Annotated in this window: 18 protein-coding genes and 1 riboswitch; of the genes, 8 read left to right on the forward strand and 10 right to left on the reverse strand. The window is 62.4% G+C overall.

Features of this window, described 5'->3' with window-relative positions; all coding sequences use genetic code 11:
* Positions 1-111: 111 nt before the first annotated feature.
* The 3 genes from Q4G32_RS08625 to dusB all read right to left on the reverse strand — a co-directional run bounded on the left by Q4G32_RS08625 (position 112) and on the right by dusB (position 4,117).
* On the reverse strand, positions 112-1,452 hold the full coding sequence (locus Q4G32_RS08625) for an MFS transporter (RefSeq protein WP_303350693.1): 1,341 nt from the start codon (positions 1,450-1,452) through the stop codon (positions 112-114).
* Positions 1,446-2,771: a deoxyguanosinetriphosphate triphosphohydrolase gene (locus Q4G32_RS08630; RefSeq protein ID WP_303350725.1), complete on the reverse strand. Its 1,326-nt coding sequence runs from the start codon at positions 2,769-2,771 to the stop codon at positions 1,446-1,448. Before Q4G32_RS08630 ends, Q4G32_RS08625 begins: the two co-directional genes overlap by 7 nt.
* 101 nt (positions 2,772-2,872) lie before the next feature.
* Positions 2,873-4,117, reverse strand: a complete 1,245-nt coding sequence (dusB, locus tag Q4G32_RS08635; protein WP_303350694.1) for a tRNA dihydrouridine synthase DusB — start codon at positions 4,115-4,117, stop codon at positions 2,873-2,875.
* A gap of 173 nt (positions 4,118-4,290) precedes the next feature.
* Between dusB and Q4G32_RS08640 the strand changes: the two genes are divergently transcribed.
* Both Q4G32_RS08640 and Q4G32_RS08645 read left to right on the forward strand, forming a co-directional pair.
* A complete protein-coding gene (locus Q4G32_RS08640) occupies positions 4,291-4,836 on the forward strand; it encodes a hypothetical protein (protein WP_303350695.1) in 546 nt (181 codons plus the stop codon).
* A 44-nt stretch (positions 4,837-4,880) separates the two neighbouring features.
* Positions 4,881-5,387 (forward strand): hypothetical protein, encoded by a 507-nt coding sequence (locus Q4G32_RS08645; protein ID WP_303350696.1) that lies wholly within the window; start codon positions 4,881-4,883, stop codon positions 5,385-5,387.
* A 102-nt stretch (positions 5,388-5,489) separates the two neighbouring features.
* On the opposite strand, the gene Q4G32_RS08650 is transcribed toward Q4G32_RS08645, so the two are convergent.
* Positions 5,490-6,479: an N-acetyltransferase gene (locus Q4G32_RS08650; RefSeq protein ID WP_303350697.1), complete on the reverse strand. Its 990-nt coding sequence runs from the start codon at positions 6,477-6,479 to the stop codon at positions 5,490-5,492.
* Positions 6,480-6,482: 3 nt separating this feature from the next.
* Positions 6,483-7,862 (reverse strand): glycine--tRNA ligase, encoded by a 1,380-nt coding sequence (locus Q4G32_RS08655; protein ID WP_303350698.1) that lies wholly within the window; start codon positions 7,860-7,862, stop codon positions 6,483-6,485.
* A 332-nt stretch (positions 7,863-8,194) separates the two neighbouring features.
* Here Q4G32_RS08655 and Q4G32_RS08660 point away from each other — a divergent pair, with 332 nt between their 5' ends.
* From Q4G32_RS08660 to Q4G32_RS08680, 5 genes are all read left to right on the forward strand, one after another.
* Entirely contained in the window at positions 8,195-8,902 is a 708-nt protein-coding gene (locus Q4G32_RS08660; protein ID WP_303350699.1) for a response regulator transcription factor, read from the forward strand.
* Between the two features lie 78 nt (positions 8,903-8,980).
* The gene (locus Q4G32_RS08665) at positions 8,981-9,937 is read left to right on the forward strand and encodes an ATP-binding cassette domain-containing protein (RefSeq protein WP_303350700.1); all 957 of its coding nucleotides are present in this window, start codon (positions 8,981-8,983) and stop codon (positions 9,935-9,937) included.
* On the forward strand, positions 9,934-10,722 hold the full coding sequence (locus tag Q4G32_RS08670) for a hypothetical protein (RefSeq protein ID WP_303350701.1): 789 nt from the start codon (positions 9,934-9,936) through the stop codon (positions 10,720-10,722). Before Q4G32_RS08665 ends, Q4G32_RS08670 begins: the two co-directional genes overlap by 4 nt.
* 66 nt (positions 10,723-10,788) lie before the next feature.
* The gene (locus tag Q4G32_RS08675) at positions 10,789-11,727 is read left to right on the forward strand and encodes a sensor histidine kinase (protein WP_303350702.1); all 939 of its coding nucleotides are present in this window, start codon (positions 10,789-10,791) and stop codon (positions 11,725-11,727) included.
* A 14-nt stretch (positions 11,728-11,741) separates the two neighbouring features.
* The gene (locus Q4G32_RS08680; protein WP_303350703.1) at positions 11,742-11,975 is read left to right on the forward strand and encodes an RNA-binding S4 domain-containing protein; all 234 of its coding nucleotides are present in this window, start codon (positions 11,742-11,744) and stop codon (positions 11,973-11,975) included.
* A gap of 48 nt (positions 11,976-12,023) precedes the next feature.
* On the opposite strand, the gene Q4G32_RS08685 is transcribed toward Q4G32_RS08680, so the two are convergent.
* The 5 genes from Q4G32_RS08685 to Q4G32_RS08705 all read right to left on the reverse strand — a co-directional run bounded on the left by Q4G32_RS08685 (position 12,024) and on the right by Q4G32_RS08705 (position 17,608).
* Complete coding sequence (locus Q4G32_RS08685; protein ID WP_303350704.1) at positions 12,024-12,659, reverse strand: alpha/beta hydrolase; 636 nt, start codon at positions 12,657-12,659, stop codon at positions 12,024-12,026.
* 85 nt (positions 12,660-12,744) lie between these two features.
* Entirely contained in the window at positions 12,745-13,554 is an 810-nt protein-coding gene (locus Q4G32_RS08690) for a hypothetical protein (protein ID WP_303350705.1), read from the reverse strand.
* 333 nt (positions 13,555-13,887) lie between these two features.
* Entirely contained in the window at positions 13,888-15,063 is a 1,176-nt protein-coding gene (metX, locus tag Q4G32_RS08695; RefSeq protein ID WP_303350706.1) for a homoserine O-acetyltransferase MetX, read from the reverse strand.
* 1 nt (position 15,064) lies between these two features.
* The gene (locus Q4G32_RS08700) at positions 15,065-16,450 is read right to left on the reverse strand and encodes an O-acetylhomoserine aminocarboxypropyltransferase/cysteine synthase family protein (protein ID WP_303350707.1); all 1,386 of its coding nucleotides are present in this window, start codon (positions 16,448-16,450) and stop codon (positions 15,065-15,067) included.
* A 69-nt stretch (positions 16,451-16,519) separates the two neighbouring features.
* Positions 16,520-16,633: riboswitch (SAM riboswitch) on the reverse strand.
* A 102-nt stretch (positions 16,634-16,735) separates the two neighbouring features.
* Positions 16,736-17,608 (reverse strand): CPBP family intramembrane glutamic endopeptidase, encoded by an 873-nt coding sequence (locus Q4G32_RS08705; protein WP_303350708.1) that lies wholly within the window; start codon positions 17,606-17,608, stop codon positions 16,736-16,738.
* A gap of 37 nt (positions 17,609-17,645) precedes the next feature.
* Here Q4G32_RS08705 and Q4G32_RS08710 point away from each other — a divergent pair.
* The coding region (locus tag Q4G32_RS08710) for a S9 family peptidase (RefSeq protein WP_303350709.1) at positions 17,646-19,782 on the forward strand (2,137 nt) is incomplete at its 3' end.

Consider the following 19,782-nt stretch of genomic DNA (forward strand, 5'->3'; position numbering starts at 1 on the left):
CCCTCCGACCTTGGTGGCTTCCAAGTTCAGCCGGTGGCTTGGTCGAACCGGAACAGGAAGGCAGCCAAACGTGTGCTGTGCAGCACCACTGGGACGACGTTGTCGATCCTGTCAGTCGCCTTGCTGCAAAGTTTTGGTTCCGGCCATGGCGCCGCCTCCCAGGATAGCGGCAATGGCAAAGCCAAAGAATCCCCAGGGATGGGCAACCCCCGCCGCCAGAACTGCTCCACCCAGAATCGGTCCGGAAATTGCCCCCAGACGACCAATACCTGCGGCCATACCCAGAGCTGTGGCCCGGACCTTGGTGGGATAATTCGCAGCGCAGAAAGCGTAGACCAGCACTTGGGCGGAAAAGACAAAGCACCCAGTCACAAACACCATGGCATAGATGCCCAGCAGCGGCAGTTTGATGGCCAAGGCCGCCAGTAGTGCACCTGCACCGATGAACCAGACCACCGCCGCCACACGCGGAGTCACGCGGTCTGCAACTCGCCCTGCAATGACAAGTCCAACCACGGCACCGATGTTGAGGATCAGCAAGAAACCCAGTGCATTTCCCAGGTCATAACCGGCAGAGCGCATGATTTGAGGCAGCCAGGTGTTGAGGCCATACACCAAGAGCAGCCCCATGAAGGATGTGATCCAGACCAGCACGGTATTGCGCTGATACTGACCGCTGAGCACAGTTGCAGCACCCCTGGGCTCGGCTTTGGCAGGCGCATCAGCCTGGGCCGTTGAGCCCGGGCCTGTGCCGTCTACGGTTCCCGCAACGGCTGCCGCGCGCAGTTCACGTTCCACCTGCTCCTGGTGGGAGAAGTCCAGGCCGTAGTGCTCGGAAACGCGCCGGGCATCCTCCACTCTGCCCTTGGAGAGCAGGTAGTCCGGGGATTCTGGCAAGTAGAAGTACATCAACGGCACCAGAACCAGCGCGGGTAGGGCCCCGATGATGAACATGGCGTGCCAGTTGATGTTCTGCACCACCACAATGGCCAATGCCGCCGTCAGCACCGCACCCACGTGATAGCCCGTCATCATCAATGTGGTGGATTTTCCGGTGCGGCCACGTCCCGCAAATTCGGTGACCATGGAAATACCGGTGGGCAAGCAACCACCCAGACCCACGCCGGCCAAAAACCTCAGCAGCCCGAACAAAAATATCGAGTCAACAAATGCCATCCCAAAAGTGAAGATGGAAAACAAGATCACAGCCCCGATGAGCAACTTGCGGCGCCCGAACTTGTCCGTGGCCCAGCCCATGCCCAGCGCGCCGATCATCATGCCCACCAAGCCCACCGTGGCTACGGTGGTGCCCGATGCCGCCGTCAACGCGAATTCGGGATCATCAATCATGGAAGACATCACGGCACCCAGTACCACGGCGTCAAAACCGTCCAGCAACACCGCCACCCAGCACAACGGGGCAACCCAGCCCCGGCCTTTGAGAATCACCACAGCGGCTTGTCTCCCATTCTCCAGTTGGTACCAACTATGCGATTGTGCAGCCGCAGCGCAGAGGTGTCCGTCAGGGACGCGATCTGATCCACCACAATGCGTAAGCGCCGGTCCTCCGCCCCCGGGCCATCCGCCACGGCATTCCAATCCCCCGCAAAAGCAGGCGAGAGGAATCTTCCGTCGGAATCCATCAGTGCCGAAACCAGAACGCGCAGAATCTCACGCTGGTTGTCATAGATCGGTTGGGAGTCGCGGATGTTCATCATGTAGGTGACCGCAAGCCCTTTCAGGACCGCGATCTCCTCCACGGTCTGGGTGGGCACCACCAGTGAGGCGGCGTACCGAGTCAGAGCGCCTTGTCCCGTGACTTGACGCGTGGCGGCCACAGCGGACATGGCAAATCGGCCAATGAGCTGGGAGGTCATGTCCTTCAGATGTGCCAACGCCCGCCGGGAGCCATTCATCTCCCCCACCCACTCGGGTGCTGCTTCCAAACGGCACAGCGCAGCGTCCAGCACCGCGTCCTCCACCCCGTGCAGGTACCAATTGCGGGTGTTCTCAAACACCCGTTCGCGTTGCCGGGAGTCTGACAGGCGCGACAGGCGCAGCATCCCGGCTGCCACGGCATCTTCTACATCGTGCACCGAATAAGAGATGTCATCGGCCAGATCCATGACCTGGGCTTCCAAACACTTGGTCCGCGCCGGTGCTCCTTCACGCATCCACTCAAAAACTGGCAGGTCATCCTCATACACCCCAAATTTCTGCGAGCGCGAACCATCCGCTTTGAGAGGGGCCTCATGGGCCCTCCACGGATATTTGCATGTGGCATCCAGGGTGGCGCGAGTCAGATTCAAACCGGCGGAGGTGGAGTCGTCGTCGTTGTAAACCTTTGGTTCCAACCGCACCAGCAGGCGCAAGGTTTGAGCATTTCCTTCAAACCCGCCAATGTGTGCGGCAGCGGCATTCAGTTCAGTTTCCCCGTTGTGGCCAAAGGGCGGGTGGCCAAGATCGTGCGACAGACTGGCGGCATCCACCACATCCGGATCACAGCCCAGCATGCGGCCGAGCTCCCGCCCGATCTGGGCCACTTCCAGGGAATGTGTGAGCCGATTGCGCACAAAATCGTCCGACGACGGCGCCACCACCTGGGTTTTTGCCGCCAACCTGCGCAGGGCTGAAGAATGCAGCACCCGGGCACGGTCCCGTTCAAAATGTGACCGGTATTTGTTGTGGTGATTCTCCGTGACCCACCGTTCGATGTCCCGCGGTGCATAACCCTCCGCCGGGGTTTGCGTGCGATCCACCGCGGCAAGCATTTGGGCAATGCCTTCGATGGGCAATTCAGCGGCAGCGGGCGGCTGGTGGGAGGCACCGGTGGAGAGTGATTCGGAATGGGGCACGGAACCATTCTGCCTGTTCAGCCGCCGGATACATCCAATTCGGCATCCGCCAGGCCCAGACGTTGGTCATCGTGAATGTAGCGGTCCTCCAGCCACCGGTCCGGCAAGGCAGCTTTTTTGGGATTGCCCGCGCGTCCACGCGGGCCTTCCACGTCTGCCCCGGGGTAGGGCTGGTCCAGATCCAGCTGGTTGAGCAGTTCTTCCAACTGGTCCAGGGATTCCACGGAGGCCAGCTGGGCTCGGAGTTGGCCCCCCACGGGGTACCCCTTGAAGTACCAGGCAACGTGTTTGCGAATTTCACGGAGGCCGTGCAGTTCGTCGTTGTTTTGTTCTGCCAGCAACTGTGCGTGACGGTAGATGGTGGCCGCCACGGCGCGCAGGCCGGGCCGGGCGCGGTCCCGGCGGCCGTCAAAGGCTGCCTGGAGGTCACCGAACAGCCAGGGCCTCCCCTGGCAACCACGTCCGATCACCACACCGTCCACGCCCGTTTGCTCCACCATGCGCACGGCATCTTCCGCCGACCAGATGTCCCCGTTGCCCAGGACCGGAATGTCCGGCACGGCCTCCCGCAACCGGGCGATGGCGGACCAATCCGCCTGACCGGAGTAGTGCTGTTCCAGAGTGCGACCGTGCAAGGTGATGGCGGCAATACCGGTGTCCCGCGCCATGCGGCCGGCTTCAAGGTAGGTGAGGTGGTCGTGGTCGATCCCCATGCGGGTTTTGACGGTGACCGGGATGTCACCGCGGTCTGCCTCCCTGACCGCTGCGGAAATGATGGCCTGGAACAGATCCGTTTTCCAGGGCAGCGCGGAGCCGCCACCGCGTTTGGTGACCTTGGGAACGGGGCAGCCAAAGTTCAGATCAATGTGATCTGCAATGTCCTCCTCAACCACCATGCGCACGGCCTTTCCCACGTTGACCGCGTCCACGCCGTAGATCTGAACGGACCGCGGTGTTTCATCGGGATCGTGGTGGACAATTGCCAGGGACTTCTCGCGGCGTTCAACCAGTGCGCGGGCCGTGACCATTTCCGTGACGTACAGGCCGCCTCCGTGTTCGCGGCACAACCTACGGAACGCCTTGTTGGTCACCCCAGCCATGGGGGCCAGGACCACGGGAACGTCAATGGTCAGGTTCTTGAGCTGAAGCGGCGGGAGGTCCAGGACCACAGCTTCCTCAGCTTGAACGGTCTCCACAGTGCCCGGACCGAACGGCGTGAGGTCGGCACGGGGGCGCAGGGGGATTTCAGTCAAGCTGGTCATCAGAGTATTTTCCCACAGCCCACCCCCCGGCAGAACGTGAGTTTGACCGCCCCGTGAGGCCCCGCCATCCGCACCGGGCAGCCCGCGCAATATATGTATGGGGTTGCCGTGGAACCCCATCACGTGGCATAGAATATTCGCATCTGCACACTTTTTGTCTGCTCGCACTCCTGGTGCACCGCAGAACGTTGATCCCGGAGGCCACCGTGTCCTACGCCCCGCAAAATCCTCAACCGCTTTCCCCGAATGCGGGCCCCTACCCCACCGGCCAACAGCAGTTTCCGGGATCACCGCCACAGAACTCACCTCAGCTACAGGCCGCCTGGCGTTACTCTGCACGCCGCAAGAATGACACCGCCGCTTGGCTTCTCTGGATCGGTGGACCCTTCCTCATTGGCATCCCGGTGCACGATTTCTACTTTGGTGACATCAGCCGGGGCCTGGCCAAGCTGGGGCTGCTGGTCTTGATCTTTGTCAGCTTCATAGGAGGCGGGATTGCCAGCGCAATTTTTGCCTCCCAGACCTACTACTCCTCAAGTTCCTCAGGTTTGCCCGGCCTGTTCATGGCGGGGATGCTGGTGGCCGGGTTGTGCTTTCTGGCCCTGACCATCTGGTGGATTTACGACGGTGTGACCATGTCCCGCCGCTTGGAAAACACCAATGACCGTATTCGGCAGGAAATCGCGGCTGAACAGGGCATTGACCCCTATTCATTCTGAGATCATTGCCACCACAGCACCCCTTCGTGAATCAGGTGTCTACCATGACAAACCCCAGTCACCCCGTTGATCCAACCCAGGACCACGTATCCCAGCCCGGCCCCGCAGGGCTGGAAAACGCCGATGCCGCGGCGCGCTCCCGGCAAGCCGCCTGGCGTTTCTCCGCGCGGATGAAGAACAACACTGCGGCGTGGATCATGTGGGCCGCAGCACCCTTTGTGGTGGGCGTACCCATTCATGACTTCTACCTGGGTTCCATCCTTCGCGGTCTCATCAAGGTCGCCCTGGTGATCATTGCCTGGGGCGCGTTCATGGCCAGCTACTTCGGTTTCATCTTTGCTGTGGTGGGAGCTGGTGAAGATGCACAGGTCATCCCCAACCCCGGACCAATGTTGTGGGTCGGATTCGGTCTGACCCTTGTGTGCTGGCTGGTGCTCACTGTCTGGTGGATCTACGACGGCTTCATCATGACCAAGCGCATTGATGCCCGCAACGATTCCATTCGTCAGGAAACCGCCCAAGAGTTGGCAGTGGATCCCTGGTCCTTCTGAGTCAAGGGTCTTGCCACGCAGGCCAGAAGTGAGGTGTGCCGCCCAACAAACCTGTTGGGCGGCACACCTCACTTCTGACGGGCGATTCTCTCAGTCGGGTTCTCAGGCGGGGTCAGCGTAGGTGACGGCTTCATCCATCACCTTGGCCGTACCCTCCGCCACCAACTGCGCACACACCACGGCCAAGGGCCGCATGGCATCCGTGACTTCCACCCGGATGGGATAACGGGCCACCAGCAGCCCCATCAACTTGGCCACGGCCACCGCTGCCTCTTCATCCCCCATGCCGGGATCCCAGCCGATCAGAACATCTGTGGGTAGATCATCCAGTTCGGCCAGCCGTTCGGGATCAGCTTCCGTACGTTCCACGTCCAGCTCCAGGGAGCGGTAACTGATGGCAAAGGCGCCAATGCTGCCGCGGACACCGGCCCCACGATCCACCCCACGACGCAGGACGATGGCACCGTAAGCCTGCGAACTTTCGGCCAGAAATTGCGCGTTGACCTGTCCCAACGTCAGTTCCGCGGGCGGATCCCACGCATTGACCGAGCTGTAGAACTCCCCCACCGCGCGGGTCAGCTCCACAGATCCCGTGGCCAGGTCCTCAATGGACTCCGTGGCGGACTCCCCCTCACCGATGGGCTGCGGAGGAATCGCCCCGGGAGCAACAACAACGTGACGGTGAGTCATCACAGGAATCATCCCCTGTGCCTGTACAAACCTCTCCCCCGACGTACCGGGGCCCACCTTGGTACGTAAAGGCAGCCCGGGGTGTTGTTCGTGGGCCGCACCCCGCAAACGGGCAGCCAATTCCTGACCCACGCCCTCACCCCGCGCCGCCGTGGCAACCTCCACAAACGCCCAGAGTCGCGTGGGGTGCATGGGGTTCAACTGCACGGCTCCGGCACCTACCACGACGTCGTCCCCGCCGGCGGAGTCGTTCGCCACCAGAGTTCGTGACCAGGCTGGTTGCTCCGAATCCGGCCCCATCAGGGCTCGCAGGGCAATGACAGAGTCAGACTCCGGGGCGGGCAGCACGCCCAGGAGGGCAAGGTCATCGCCGTCGTTCCACGTGCGGTAGGAATAGGACATGAATCAGCAGCCCAACTTCTCCGCCAGGTAACCGGTGACCTTGTCCAGGGACACCCGTTCCTGGGTCATGTGATCACGTGAACGGATGGTGACCGCCTGGTCCTCCAAGGAATCGAAGTCCACCGTGACACAGAAGGGCGTGCCGATTTCATCTTGGCGACGATAACGGCGGCCGATCGCACCGGCGTCGTCGTAGTCAATGTTCCACCGGCGCCGTAATTCGGCGGCAAGGTTCTGAGCCACCGGTTTGAGGTCGTCTTTTTTGGAGAGCGGGAGCACGGCAGCCTTGACCGGCGCCAACCGCGGATCCAACTTGAGCACGGTGCGGGTGTCCACACCCCCCTTGGTGTTGGGCGCCTCATCCTCCACGTAGGAATCCACCAGGAAAGCCATCATGGAGCGGGTCAAGCCGAAGGAAGGTTCGATCACGTACGGGGTGTAGCGCTCGTCTGTGGCCTGATCGAAGTACTGCATCTTGGTACCCGAATGCTCGGTGTGATTGCTCAGATCGAAATCAGTTCGATTGGCAATACCCATCAATTCGCCGTACTCAGAGCCCTGGAAACCAAATTTGTACTCGATGTCAATGGTTGCATCCGAGTAGTGCGCGCGTTCCCCGTCCGGGACATCAAAGCGGCGCATGTTCTCCGGGTTGATGCCAAGGTCCACAAACCAGTTCCAGCAGGCTTCCACCCAGTCATCGAACCACTTCTGGGCATCGTTCGGGTGGACAAAGTACTCAATCTCCATCTGCTCGAACTCGCGGGTCCGGAAAATGAAGTTACCGGGGGTGATTTCATTACGGAACGCCTTGCCCACCTGGCCGATGCCGAACGGCGGGCGTTTGCGGGAGGCCGTGACCACATTGAGGAAGTTCACAAAGATGCCCTGGGCGGTTTCCGGGCGCAGGTAGTGCTTGCCCTTTTCATCGTCCACCGGACCCAGGTAGGTCTTCATCAGACCGGAGAACTGCTGAGGCTCGGTCCACTGACCCTTGGTACCGCAGTTGGGGCAGGCGATCTCTGCCATGGACTCGGGGGCGCGGCCCTTTTTGTCTGCAAAGTTTTCTTCCAGGTGATCCTGGCGGTGGCGGGTGTGGCAGGACAGGCATTCCACCAGCGGGTCCGTGAACGTGGCCACGTGCCCGGAGGCCTCCCACACGGCGGTGGGCAGGATGATGGAGGAGTCCAGACCCACCATGTCCTCACGCCCGCGCACAAAGGTCTGCCACCACTCGCGCTTGATGTTTTCTTTGAGCTCGGCACCCAGCGGCCCGTAGTCCCACGCGGAGCGTGAACCGCCGTAAATCTCACCCGCCTGGAACACAAAACCGCGGCGCTTGCAGAGCGAGATAACGTTATCCAGCGTGGACTTGGGAGCCATGAAATTCACTTCCATTTTCTGCCGCGACCACTGGCTGTGGCCTGGCGTGAGGTTGCGGGCTGTCCGCCGCGACGTCCAGAGGTCACCGGCGGCACACAAGATGTGCGGCCACCGCATCACCCAGTGATCCGGCAGCCCATCAAGGGTAACCAACGACGACGAAACCAGGCGAGTCACCACACTGCGCCATACCCAAGCGACCGGCCGAGGCTCACCACCACCAAGGGCTGCATGATTCAGAATGTGGGTGTAAGCCAACGACCAATCCTTCTGCGGCACCTTCCCGGAGCACAACAGACAGCACGATTTCCCAGATCACAAGGAGTCAACCCGTGGCAACAATTCTGGTGGTCGAAGATTCGGCTGACATTGCCTCCCTGGTGACAGAGACCTTGGAATCGGTGGGCCACCGGGTTGCCGTGGCCAAGGACGGGTTGGCGGCACGCCAGCATCTCCAAGAGGGTGCCACCACCGCTGATCTGGTGATCCTGGACCTGATGTTGCCCCATGTGGATGGTGGCACGCTCCTCAAAGAACTGCGGATCACCAGTCAGGTTCCCGTGCTGATCCTCTCTGCCAAGGACGCCGTGTGGTCCAAGGTGGACCTGTTGCGGCTGGGTGCCGACGACTACATGGTCAAGCCTTTCGACCTCACGGAATTGACGGCTCGCGTGGAATCTCTGCTGCGCCGCTCAGGGCTCAGCGTTCACCGCAAGGTCTTGGAACACGGAGCGTTGGTCATGGACACGGCATCCGCCACGGTCACGGTCCACGGCTGCCCCGTGGAACTGACCGCCACCGAATTTCGCATCCTGGAGATGATGCTGCATTCCCCCGCGCAGGTCTTTTCCCGGGCACAGATCTACGAAGCGGTCTGGGCAGAGCCCTTCATGGGTGACGACGGCGCCATAAAAACGCACGTGTCCAATCTCCGCTCCAAGTTGGCTGCGGTCCCTCACTCGGTAGCTGATTCAGACACGCCTGAGTACATCCAAACCGTCTGGGGCTTGGGGTATCGACTGGCACAGCAGCCGTCTTGATGTTTTCTTGACGCTTTCTTGACCCGCGGTGGATGGATCTTGACCCCGGTCTGACATCTACCTCTTACGGTTGGCCTCATGAGCGGAACAAACATCCCGGCGGTGACCACCCGCGGGCTCACCAAAAAATTCGGGACACACCCAGCCATCACGGACGTGACTCTCACGTTGGGCAGCGGCACGATTCATGCCCTCATCGGTCCCAGCGGGTCCGGCAAGACCACTCTGTTGAATCTGGTGGCGGGCCTTGCCCAGCCCAGTTCCGGCTCGGTGCACCTCTTTGGTGTGGATCACGGGGTCCGCCCCGGTCTGGATCAGCGGCGCAGAATTGGTGCCTTGATCGGGGACCACCCGATCATGGATCACCTCACGGCGGTTGAGAACTTGACCTACCACCGGACTCTGCGTGGTCTTGCCCAACGCGGCTTGGAGGATCGGCTTCTGAACCAGGTGGGGCTCGCGGACCACGGCACCGGTGGCACAGCGCAACGTCGGAAGATGCGGAACTGTTCGCCGTCCATCCGGCAAAGAGTCGCCCTGGCCACCGCCTGGATGGGCGCGCCACAGTTGGTGCTGCTGGATGATCCGCTCGCCGCACTCGATGCACCGGAAGCGGACCGCGTCAAGGGAGTCATGACCACGTTGGCCCAGGAACACGGCACCGCGGTGGTGATCGCCGATCGTGACATAGGCCCGTGGCGCAACGCAGCAACACAATTCATCCTGCTGGCCGACGGAGAGGTCCAAGACGTCCTGAACTCGGTCGATCTTCTTCGGACAACGGGACGATTTCTGCGGATCGTGAGCGAACAGACCCCCGCGGTGGTCCGTGTGCTCCAGGAGGAACTTGACCTCACCGACCACGCAATCCTGCCCGACGACGCCGTTCGGGTCCGTCTGGGTGATCTCCAATCCTCAGTGGTGCTGAAAACACTGGCAGCCCACGACCTTTGGCCATCCAGCTTCACGGAGGAAAGCATCCCGTGGACCTCCTCATCACCCACCACGCACCACACTCCTGGGAGGCAGGCATGATCAATCTTCTGCGCGCCGAGACCTTGCGCTTGCGCCACAACCCCGCCGTTCGCCTTGCTCTGATCTTGACCTGGGTTTGCGCCTTCGTGGCCGCAGGTGTCATCTGGTTGAGTCGGCAGTTGTCTTCGGGCGGTTCGTTCTCCAGCTACGGCACGGGAGCTCTGTCCGAGGTGGTGGTGGGCATCAGTCTCTCCGTTCTGTTGGTGAGCGTGATCGTGGCTCAGGACTATGAACACTCCACCGCCAAAGCCGTGAATCTTGTCTGCAGCGCGGGCCAGATTGTGACCGTCAAAGCCATCCTCCTGGTGGCCGGGGTGGGGCTGATCCTCCTGCCTTACTCGGTGGTGGCTCTGATAGGGCTGTTCCCATTCGGAGATTTTCTCTGGGGATCACCCAGTCCCCTGATGGGGGCGGCGTTGAACTCAACGATTTTTCCCGGTGGTGACCGGGCTGCACGCACTGTGGTCGTGATCCTTGCCACAGTGCTGAACATCGCGGCGCAGGTGTCCATCTGTTTGCCACTGGCCTTCTGGTTGCGGCGCACATGGCCCACCTTGGGCATCGGGATCGCTGCGGTGTTCCTGTTGCAGGTTCTGGCCAACAGCTTTGACCGGGTGCCGTATGTGGGAGCGTTGTGGCAAATGACGCCGTTCAGTTGGAACCGTTGGCTGCCTCTGCCCTTCACGGAAACAGAGATGGTGGCTTCCATTGCCGTGTCCGTGTTTTTCATGGCCGCCATGGTGTTGTTCTCCTACGCCATCGTGCGCCGTCGTGATCTCAACTGACAATCGGCGCACCCACGGACCTGGTGCGGCTGTCACAACTGGCCGGCAACAAAGGAGGATTCCACGATGATCTGGTGGCTGATCGCCGTGACGGTATTGGGCGTGGCCTGCGCGGCAACGCTGGTGCATCGGCACCTGATGACCGCTCAGATCGACAGTCTGCGGCGGCAGTTGGACGAGCAGATGGCACGGGATTGGTTCCGGCCCGTGACCGTCCAGTTCGTGGACTCCCATGTGGCCGAGTTGGCCTCAGCCGTCAACAGCACCCTGGATCAGCTCGTCGCACGGTCCTCCGACGAGCGCCGGATGGAGCACGAGTTCCGCCAGCTGACGGCAGACCTCTCCCATGACCTCCGCACACCGCTGACCGCCGCCCGCGGTTACACCCAAGCCTTGGCAGCTGAGCCCTGCACCCCGTTGCAGCACAACCGGATTGCCGTGGTGGAGCGCAACCTGCAGGAGGTCGAGCGGCTGATCGACCGCTTGTTCGAGTACACCACGCTCCTGGACAGCAATCGCGTCCCCCAGGTGGAGGAGTTTGATCTCAACCGTGAGGTCACGGAAGTCCTCCTGTCCCATGCCGGGCAGCTGGAGGCAACCGAAATCCCCGTGACCGTGGCATCCTCCCATCCCGTCATGGTCAGATCAGAACGTGGACACCTCCAGAGGATCGTCAGCAATCTGGTGGCCAACGCGGCCACCCACGGCACCGGATGGCTCCGGGTGCACGTGCTCCCCCACGCCTCCGGGGCGCGGATGATCTTTTCCAACGGCCTTCACGACGGCGACCCCGTGGAAGCCAACCGTGTCTTTGAACGCTTCTACACCACGGACTCGGCCCGCTCCACCCGACGCCAAGGGTTGGGACTGGCCATTGTGCGCAGTTTGACCGAGCAGTTGGGCGGTACTTGCTGGGCGGAGACCACCACAGCGCAGGAGGTTGCGGGTGGACGCAGTCTGACGGTCACGGTGGAACTCCCGGGAGCAGACGGGACTGATCCATGAGTCACAATGGGTCCATGGCAGCTTCCGCATCTGATCAAGAACTTCCCATCCGCGATTCCATGATCCGCCTGGGCCAGGCCCTCAAACTGGGTTCCCTGGTGGAAGACGGCGCACAGGCGCGCACCGTGATCGAGGACGGCTTGGTCAAGGTCAACGGAGACATTGAGGAACGTCGGGGACGTCAGCTGCACGACGGCGACGTCGTCACCCTCAACGGGATCTCTGTGGTGATTCGCACCGGGGCCTGAGCAAGCCAGCATCATGTCCGTGACACGGCTGGAGTGTTGACTGACCCGTCAGGCGTTGAGCACGTAGTGGGTCAGGTATTCGTTGACGTGACGCAACTCTTGCGGGGAGATGCTGTGCCCCATCCCCTGGTACTGGACCTTGGTGGTGTCCGCGTGAGTCAGCAACCACTCGGCGGACACATTGACCAACCGCTCCGGGAGCACCGGATCTTGCGGGTCACGGCCCCAGAACAGCTTGAACGGCTGCTGCTCCAGTTCACTGTCCCGGAAGATGGCCAGCGGCTCGGGCAGGGTGAAACCTGAGAGCCCGATCACCGCAGCGATTTCCCCCGGCATGGCCCTGACCAGTGATGTTGCCATGGACATGCCCTGGGAGAAGCCCAACAACGTCACAGAGGGACGCCCGTGAGCTTGTTCACGCAGCCACCCGATCAGAGGTTCCAGGACGGATTGCACCTGGGCGGGGTCGAACGCGTCGTCGTCGTACAGCGGATACCAGCGGTACCCCGGCCCCTCCTGCTGCGGTGCACGGACGGAGGCCACCACGAACTCCTGCGGTAGGCCCGGCAGCAGGCCCAACAGGTCTTTTTCATCGGCGCCAAAGCCGTGGAACATCACCAGCAGCGGCGCGTGAGGGTCCTGGGCGGGGTCGCGGTTCCAGGCAATCGTCATCTGTTCAGGCATGAAAACCATCTTCCCACGCCGAACCCTCACGCCACTCGTCGATCAGCCGGTGATGGGCGAGTCACGTGAGGGTTCGGCGCAGCACTCAGGACATCGCTCGTGCCCGCGCCTCCCGGACCAGGAGAATCAACCGCGGGACGCTGCCCGGCGGCTGATGCGGCCCCACCTCCAGGTCGGCCGCCACCACGCGGATCTCAATCCACCCCGCCGCCTCCGTGGCACGTTGACGCTCAATGTCGCGCACTCGCTGCCCCCGGTGATCATGGTGAGCACCTTCAATCTGCAGGGCAATCCTGTGGTGCCGATCAGCCAAATCCGGCCACACAAACCGGTGCCCGGGCGCGCCGAGCTCCACGTCCGTCTCCCACCCCGTGAGGCCGTACTCTTCCAACAACAGCCGAGCCCTGGTTTCCAGCGCAGAATCCACTCCCGGTACCGCACGTTCCACGGCTGCCCGCGCTCGCAGCACACCGCGACGGCCGGACAGTCCGTCAAGATCGGCCAGAAGCGAGCGTTTGTCGCGCTGTGCCAACTGCCCACGACTGAAGCCCGTGGCGTGTTCGTTCACGATTCCATCCGCAATGGCCACCAGCGCGGCGTCGGTGAAGACGTGGCGACCACGTGCGGTCTTCATGGCGGCCAGATCCAGCAGAGTTCGGGCCGGTGAAGTCACGGCCACACCACCTCCGTTCCAGACCTCTCCGGGCCCCGGTTGGAACTGATGGCCCACAAACCCCTGGACCCGCAACGGATTGGTCCGGGAACTGACCGAAAGGTGAATGCTCTGATTTTCCTGCGGACGGAAGGGAAGTCGAAAACCCAACAGGATTGCCGCCGTCACGTGGCTGGCCACTGCATCCGGATACTGCACCATGACCGCTGGAAGGCGTGCCATCAGACCCTCCCTAGTGCCTGTTCCGGGAAGAGCAACACCCGGAAATCGCCCTTCCCAAACACCCGGCATCACCGCACGATAGTTGGCGCTCCACAGTTGGCTTGAAGTGACCCCGTGGTCGGCTGCCTGAGTGGTCGTGAACCAACGGGATGCCAGCTCGGCTGGTAAACGTACTCGCGGTGTGGGCATGGCCCCAGCTCACCGCGCGGGAACCATCCGGCGCCAGGGGCCGCCCCAACCTGTGGAAAACACCAACCCGGCTGATGCCGAACCCTCATGTGACTCGCCGATCAGCCGGTGATGGGCGAGTCACGTGAGGGTTCGGCGCAGGCATCACCGCAAGACCGTGGCGGCCACCAAGTCCCCCAGCTGCCGATCCTCGATCAAGAATCCGTCATGCCCTGCGCCCGAGTGGATGGTGTGCCGAGGCACCTCACCCGGCAGTGCTGCACACAGCTGATCCGACTCGGATGGGAAATACAGGCGGTCGCTGTCCACCGCAGCGACCAACCAGTCGCACGTGGTCACAGCCAACGCTTCCTCCAGGCTGCCGCGCCCGCGAGCGACGTCGTGGCTCATCAACGCCTCATTGAGCGTCAGGTACGCGTTGGCATCGAACCGGTCCGCCAACTTGGAGGCCTGGTGATCCAGATAGCTCTCCACCTTGTACCTACCGCGTTCACCGGCGGCGGCACCCAGAATGGACTCCCCCGGCTGGGGATCGCGGCTGAAACGGGTCTGCAGTTCGGCGGCCGAACGGTACGTGATGTGAGCGATACGCCGAGCCAACCCCAAGCCCAGGGATGGGAAGGCCGAACTGTAATAGTCCCCACCGGCGAACGCCGGATCTTGGCGCAGCGCCAAGTTTTGCGCCTGGCCCCACGCAATCTGTTCGGCACTTGAAGCAGCGCAGGAGGCCACCACGCCGCATGCGGCCACACGCTCGGGGAAAGTCACGGCCCATTCCAGCGCCCGGGCACCTCCCATGGACCCACCCATCACCAGCCGCCACCGCCGGATGCCCAACGCATCTGCCACGGCGGCCTCCGCATGCACACCATCCCTGATGGTGACGAACGGGAACCGAGATCCCCACGGTCTGTGATCGGGGTCCACGGACGACGGCGCCGCAGTGGCCGGGCCCGTGGAGCCGTAACATCCGCCCAGCATGTTGATGCAGACCACAAAGTACTTGGTGGTGTCGATCACCCGTCCGGGACCCACCAGACCCTCACACCAGCCAGGTGCTTGCGCCCTGTGCCGTTCAATCTCCGGCGCGTGTTCGCGGGCTTGGCCGCGGGCCAGATGGGTGTCTCCGGTCAGGGCATGTTCCACCAAGATGGCGTTGGAGGCCTCAGCATTGAGTTCGCCCCAGGTTTCGTAGGCCATTCTGACCTGCGGCAGGGTGACACCGCTCTCCAGGAGCACGTCTCCCACATCCACAAAAGCCAGTACGCCGTCCTCACGCACAAACTCGGTGGCACTTTCTGTTCCCCCGACCAACGTCATCTCAGGCTGCTCCCCCGCCGGGGGCATCGTCGTCAGTGGCCATGGCATGTTCCACACTTCCGGCAGCTGTGAAGCCCAGCTGAAGGTCGGCAAGGATGTCGTCAATGTGCTCCAAGCCCACGGAGAGGCGCACGAATCCGGGCTGGACCCCGGCATCCGCCTGCTCTGCTGGGCTCAACTGGGCGTGGGTGGTGGAGGCCGGGTGAATGACCAGGGAACGGACATCGCCGATGTTGGCCACGTTGGAATGTAGGACCAACGCATCCACGAACGCCTGCCCGGCGGCAGCTCCCCCGTCCAGCTCAAAGCCCACAATGGAGCCGGGACCCAGGGGTGCGTAGCGCTGCGCGGTTGCGTACGACGGCGAGGACGGCAGCCCGGCGTAGGTCACCGAGCGCACGTCCGGCTGAGCTTCCAGCCATTCAGCCACCTTCTGGGCATTGGCCACGTGCTGTTTCATCCGCAAGGACAGCGTTTCAATGCCCTGCTCAATGAGGAACGCGTTGAACGGGGAAATCGAAGCCCCCAGGTCACGCAACAACTGGGTACGTACCTTCAAGGCGTAGGAGACGTTGGCACCAAAAGGACCGTCTGCACCGAACACCTCACCGAACACCACATTGTTGTAGGTGGGATCCGGGGTGACGAACTCCGGGAAACGCTGCGGGTAACGGGTGTAGTCAAAATTGCCGGAGTCCACCACGAATCCTCCGATGGAGGTCCCGTGCCCACCCAGGAACTTGGTGGCCGAATGCACCACCACGTCCGCGCACCATTCAAAGGGTCGCACCAGATACGGGGTGGCCACCGTGTTGTCCACGATCAGTGGCACCTCAGCGGCATGGGCCACCTCTGCCACAGCCTGAATGTCCAGAACGTCATTGCGCGGGTTGGGGATGGATTCCGCAAAGAACAGTTTGGTGTTCGGCTCAACGGCATCCCGCCAGGCTTGGGGGTTGGCCGGGTCGGTCACGAAGGTGGTGCTGATCCCCAGCTTGGCCAGCGAGTGCTTGAGCAGGTTGAAGGTTCCGCCGTACAGGGAGGCGCTGGCCACCACGTGATCGCCGCTGCCCGCAATGTTGAGAATCGCGTACGTGCTGGCGGCCTGCCCGGAGGCGACCATGACCGCAGCCACACCGCCCTCCAGGGAAGCCACCCGGTTCTCCACCGCTTCCACGGTGGGATTGGTCAACCGCGTGTAGATGGGGCCGAGTTCCTGCAGCGCAAATCGTCCGGCAGCCGTTGCGGCGTCCGGGAACACAAAGGAGGTGGTCTGGTGGATGGGCAGTGCCCGCGCCCCCGTGTTGTCCAATTGCTGACCGGCGTGAATTTGCCGCGTTTCAAAGTTCCAGTCTGCGGGGTTACCGGCGGTGGCGTGATGGCTCATGGTGGCTCCTGTACTCAGGGGTCTTGAGCCGGAGCCATCGCCAGGTACCGGCGTTCGCCCCGGGTCCGCGACCCGCGCTTGCCGCAACGCGAATACGCGCGGCCCGGTCCTCACCCAGGGCACCCCACCGCGGTGGAGGGTTGCCGGCCAGCAAGCTGGGGCTTGACGCTGGCTCTCGTGACCGCTTTCATTCTCCGGTGTGGACGGCTTGATCCGCAAGCCGCGTCAGGTGTTCAGGACACAGGCCTTCAAACACCGGTCATACCCCAGCCGCAAGAGCTCACCTCAGCCAAAGAAATAGGCTCCCGCCAGGAAACCCACCGCGTCCAGCAGGAAATGCGCTATGACCAACGGCATGATGCGCCCAGTTTTTCGATAGATCCACAGGAACACCAACCCCATCACCACGTTTCCCAGGGCCGGGCCGATTCCTTGATACAGGTGATAGCTACCGCGCAATACCGCTGAACCCACCAGAACCAGCGGCCAGCTCCACCTCACGCGCAGGAGCCGATCCGCCAGGAAGGCCACCACAATGACCTCTTCCACCACGGAGTGTCGTACCGCTTGGGCCATCATCAGGATCAGGTTCCACCATTCAGTGCCACCGGCATTGGTGGTGAGTTCCGCTGTGATCCCCAGGCCTCTGCCTACCTGGTAGAGCCCCAGCGTTCCCAGGCCCATCACCAGGAACAACAGCGCCCCCAATGCCAGATCTGGCACGGGCGCCTTGAAATCCAGTCCGATCTGGCGAATCACCGTTTTGAGTTGCCCCGCTGATCCCGCCAGGAAATACAGCGCCAGGAGCACCGGCACAAAGGCCAGCAGGATACTCAGCGACTGCCGCAGGACATCGAACACCGGGAAGGTGCTCATGGCCTGATTCATGCTCGCCTGCGACTCGGCAATGCCGGTGGTGGAGAGTACTTCGGCCAGGTTCAGGATCGACCACAGAGCGCTGGCTCCCAGGGAGACCCCCAGAACCAGCACAATCTGCATCCACAAGTCGGCGCGGACACTCCCAAATCCGGGTACGGCTTGGGGGGTGACGTGCGGGTCCGAGGAGGCAGCGGCGTCGTAATCCAGGTGGCTGGAATCGGCCCTGTGCCGGGCTGTTGTGGCGGGCAGCTCCGCGGGTTCGTCAGGTTCAACGGTCATGAGACCTATTGTGCGTCAGCGCGATAAGTTGGGGTTCATGACTGAACACGCCGCACGGCACCCGCATGCCCCCACCACCGACCGCAGAGAGACGGTCCGTGAATTCCACGGGGACAGGTTCGTGGATTCCTACGAATGGCTGCGGGACAAGGAATCACCGGAGGTATTGGCGCATCTGGAAGCGGAGACCGCATACGCGGAGGCCGCCACCGCCCATCTGACGGGACTGCGAGAGCGCATTTTCCAGGAGATCAAGGGCCGCGTTCAGGAAACGGACCTGTCCGTGCCCTACCGCAGGGGTGATTGGTGGTACTTCGGGCGGACCGTGGAAGGCGGGGAGCACGGGATTCGGTGCCGCGTTGCGGCCACCACACCCCTGAACGACGACGACGCCTGGACGCCTCCTGTACTGACCCCCGGTTCCGCATTGCCCGGTGAGCAGGTGCTGCTGGATGGAAATGTCGAGGCCGCCGCGCATGATTTTTGGGCCCTGGGCAGTTTTGACGTGACCCCGGACGGTCTCTGGATGCTGTGGGCCACGGACACCACCGGGGACGAGCGCTTCACGGTACGGGTGAAGAACTTGGCCACAGGTGAGGTGCTACCGGATGAAATTCCGGACGCCTCATACGGCGCTTTCCTCTCCCCCGATGGCAAGGAGATCTACTACACGGAGGTGGATGACTCCTGGCGCCCGTGGCGGTTGCGCTGCCATCGGCTGGGAACATCTGTGGCGCAGGACCCGGTGGTGGCGCAGGAAGATGACCCAGGGCTGTGGTTGGGAGCCAGTCTTTCCGCTGACCGCACGTGGCTAGTGATCGAATCCGGGTGCTCGGACTATTCGGAAGTTTCCCTGCTGCCTCTGAGTGCAGCCCCGGGGACGCAGCCGCAGGTGGTGATTCCCCGGGAGGATCGGGTGCTGTATCAAGCCGAGCCGGTTCACCTGGATGGCCGCACAGCTGTTCTGATCTCCCATGACGTTGAGGCCCCGGATGGCCGAATCTCGCTGATTGCCTGGGAGCAGCTGGGGAAATCCTTGACTGCGGCAAATCCCACGGAGGTGATCCCGGCCCAAGCCGGTGTGCGCATCCTGGGATTCACGGTGCTGCAGGATTACGTGGTGATTTCCGCTCGTGCGGAGATGATGCCATCCGTGATGGTGCTTGCCCTGGACGGTTTGGGGACGGCTGAGCAGCGGGAGCTGATGAACGTCACGGTCCCTGCTGGTACTGGTGCTGGTACGGCTGCTGATGCCGGTGCCGGTGCGCACGCTACCGATCAGAGCACCTCAACCTTTGAGAGCATTGAACTGCTGGCCGCCGACTACGACTCCCCCGTACTGCGGTTTTCCGCCGAATCCTTCATCCGCCCCACTCGCATCTATGATCTTCTGCTCAACCCACAGCCCGAACTGCAAGGTGCTGAGCCGTCTGGCCTTGCTTTGCCTCAGCCCGTACTCCGGCAGGAAAAGTCTGTACTGGGCGGATACAACCCGGCGGATTACACGGTGGAACGCGATTTTGCGGATGCTGCAGATGGCACGCGGATTCCGATCACGTTGATTCGTCGTCGTGATGTGAACGGCGCGGCCCCAGCCGTCATCTATGGCTACGGGTCTTACGAAATCAGCATGGACCCGGCCTTCTCCTATTCCCGGGTGTCCTTGCTGGACCGCGGGGCTGTGTGGGTGATCGCCCACGTCCGTGGAGGTGGTGAGCTGGGCCGCGACTGGTACGAACACGGCAAGAAGCTGCATAAGATCAACACGTTCACTGACGTGGTGGCGGTGACGCAGCACGTGGGGGCTCGGGTGGATGTCGATTCCTCCCGGCTGCTGCTCATGGGTGGGTCAGCTGGCGGCTTGTTGGTGGGCGCGGTCTTGAATTTGGCGCCGGAGTTGTTCTGCGGCGCGGTGGCCTCCGTGCCGTTTGTTGATCCCCTGACCTCGATCCTCATGCCGGAACTGCCGCTGACCGCCCTGGAATGGGAGGAGTGGGGCAACCCCATTGAAGACCCTGATGTCTACCGCTGCATGAAGGCCTACTCCCCGTACGAAAACATCCGATCCGCCACTGCCCCGGCACACCACAACGACGCCGCACCCACCACCCACAGTTATCCGGCTCTTCACAATCCAGGGTGTAGTCGCGGTCTGAACCCGCCGGCTTCCAGAA

Source organism: Kocuria sp., assembly GCF_030538595.1.
In the GTDB taxonomy this organism is placed as follows: domain Bacteria; phylum Actinomycetota; class Actinomycetes; order Actinomycetales; family Micrococcaceae; genus Kocuria.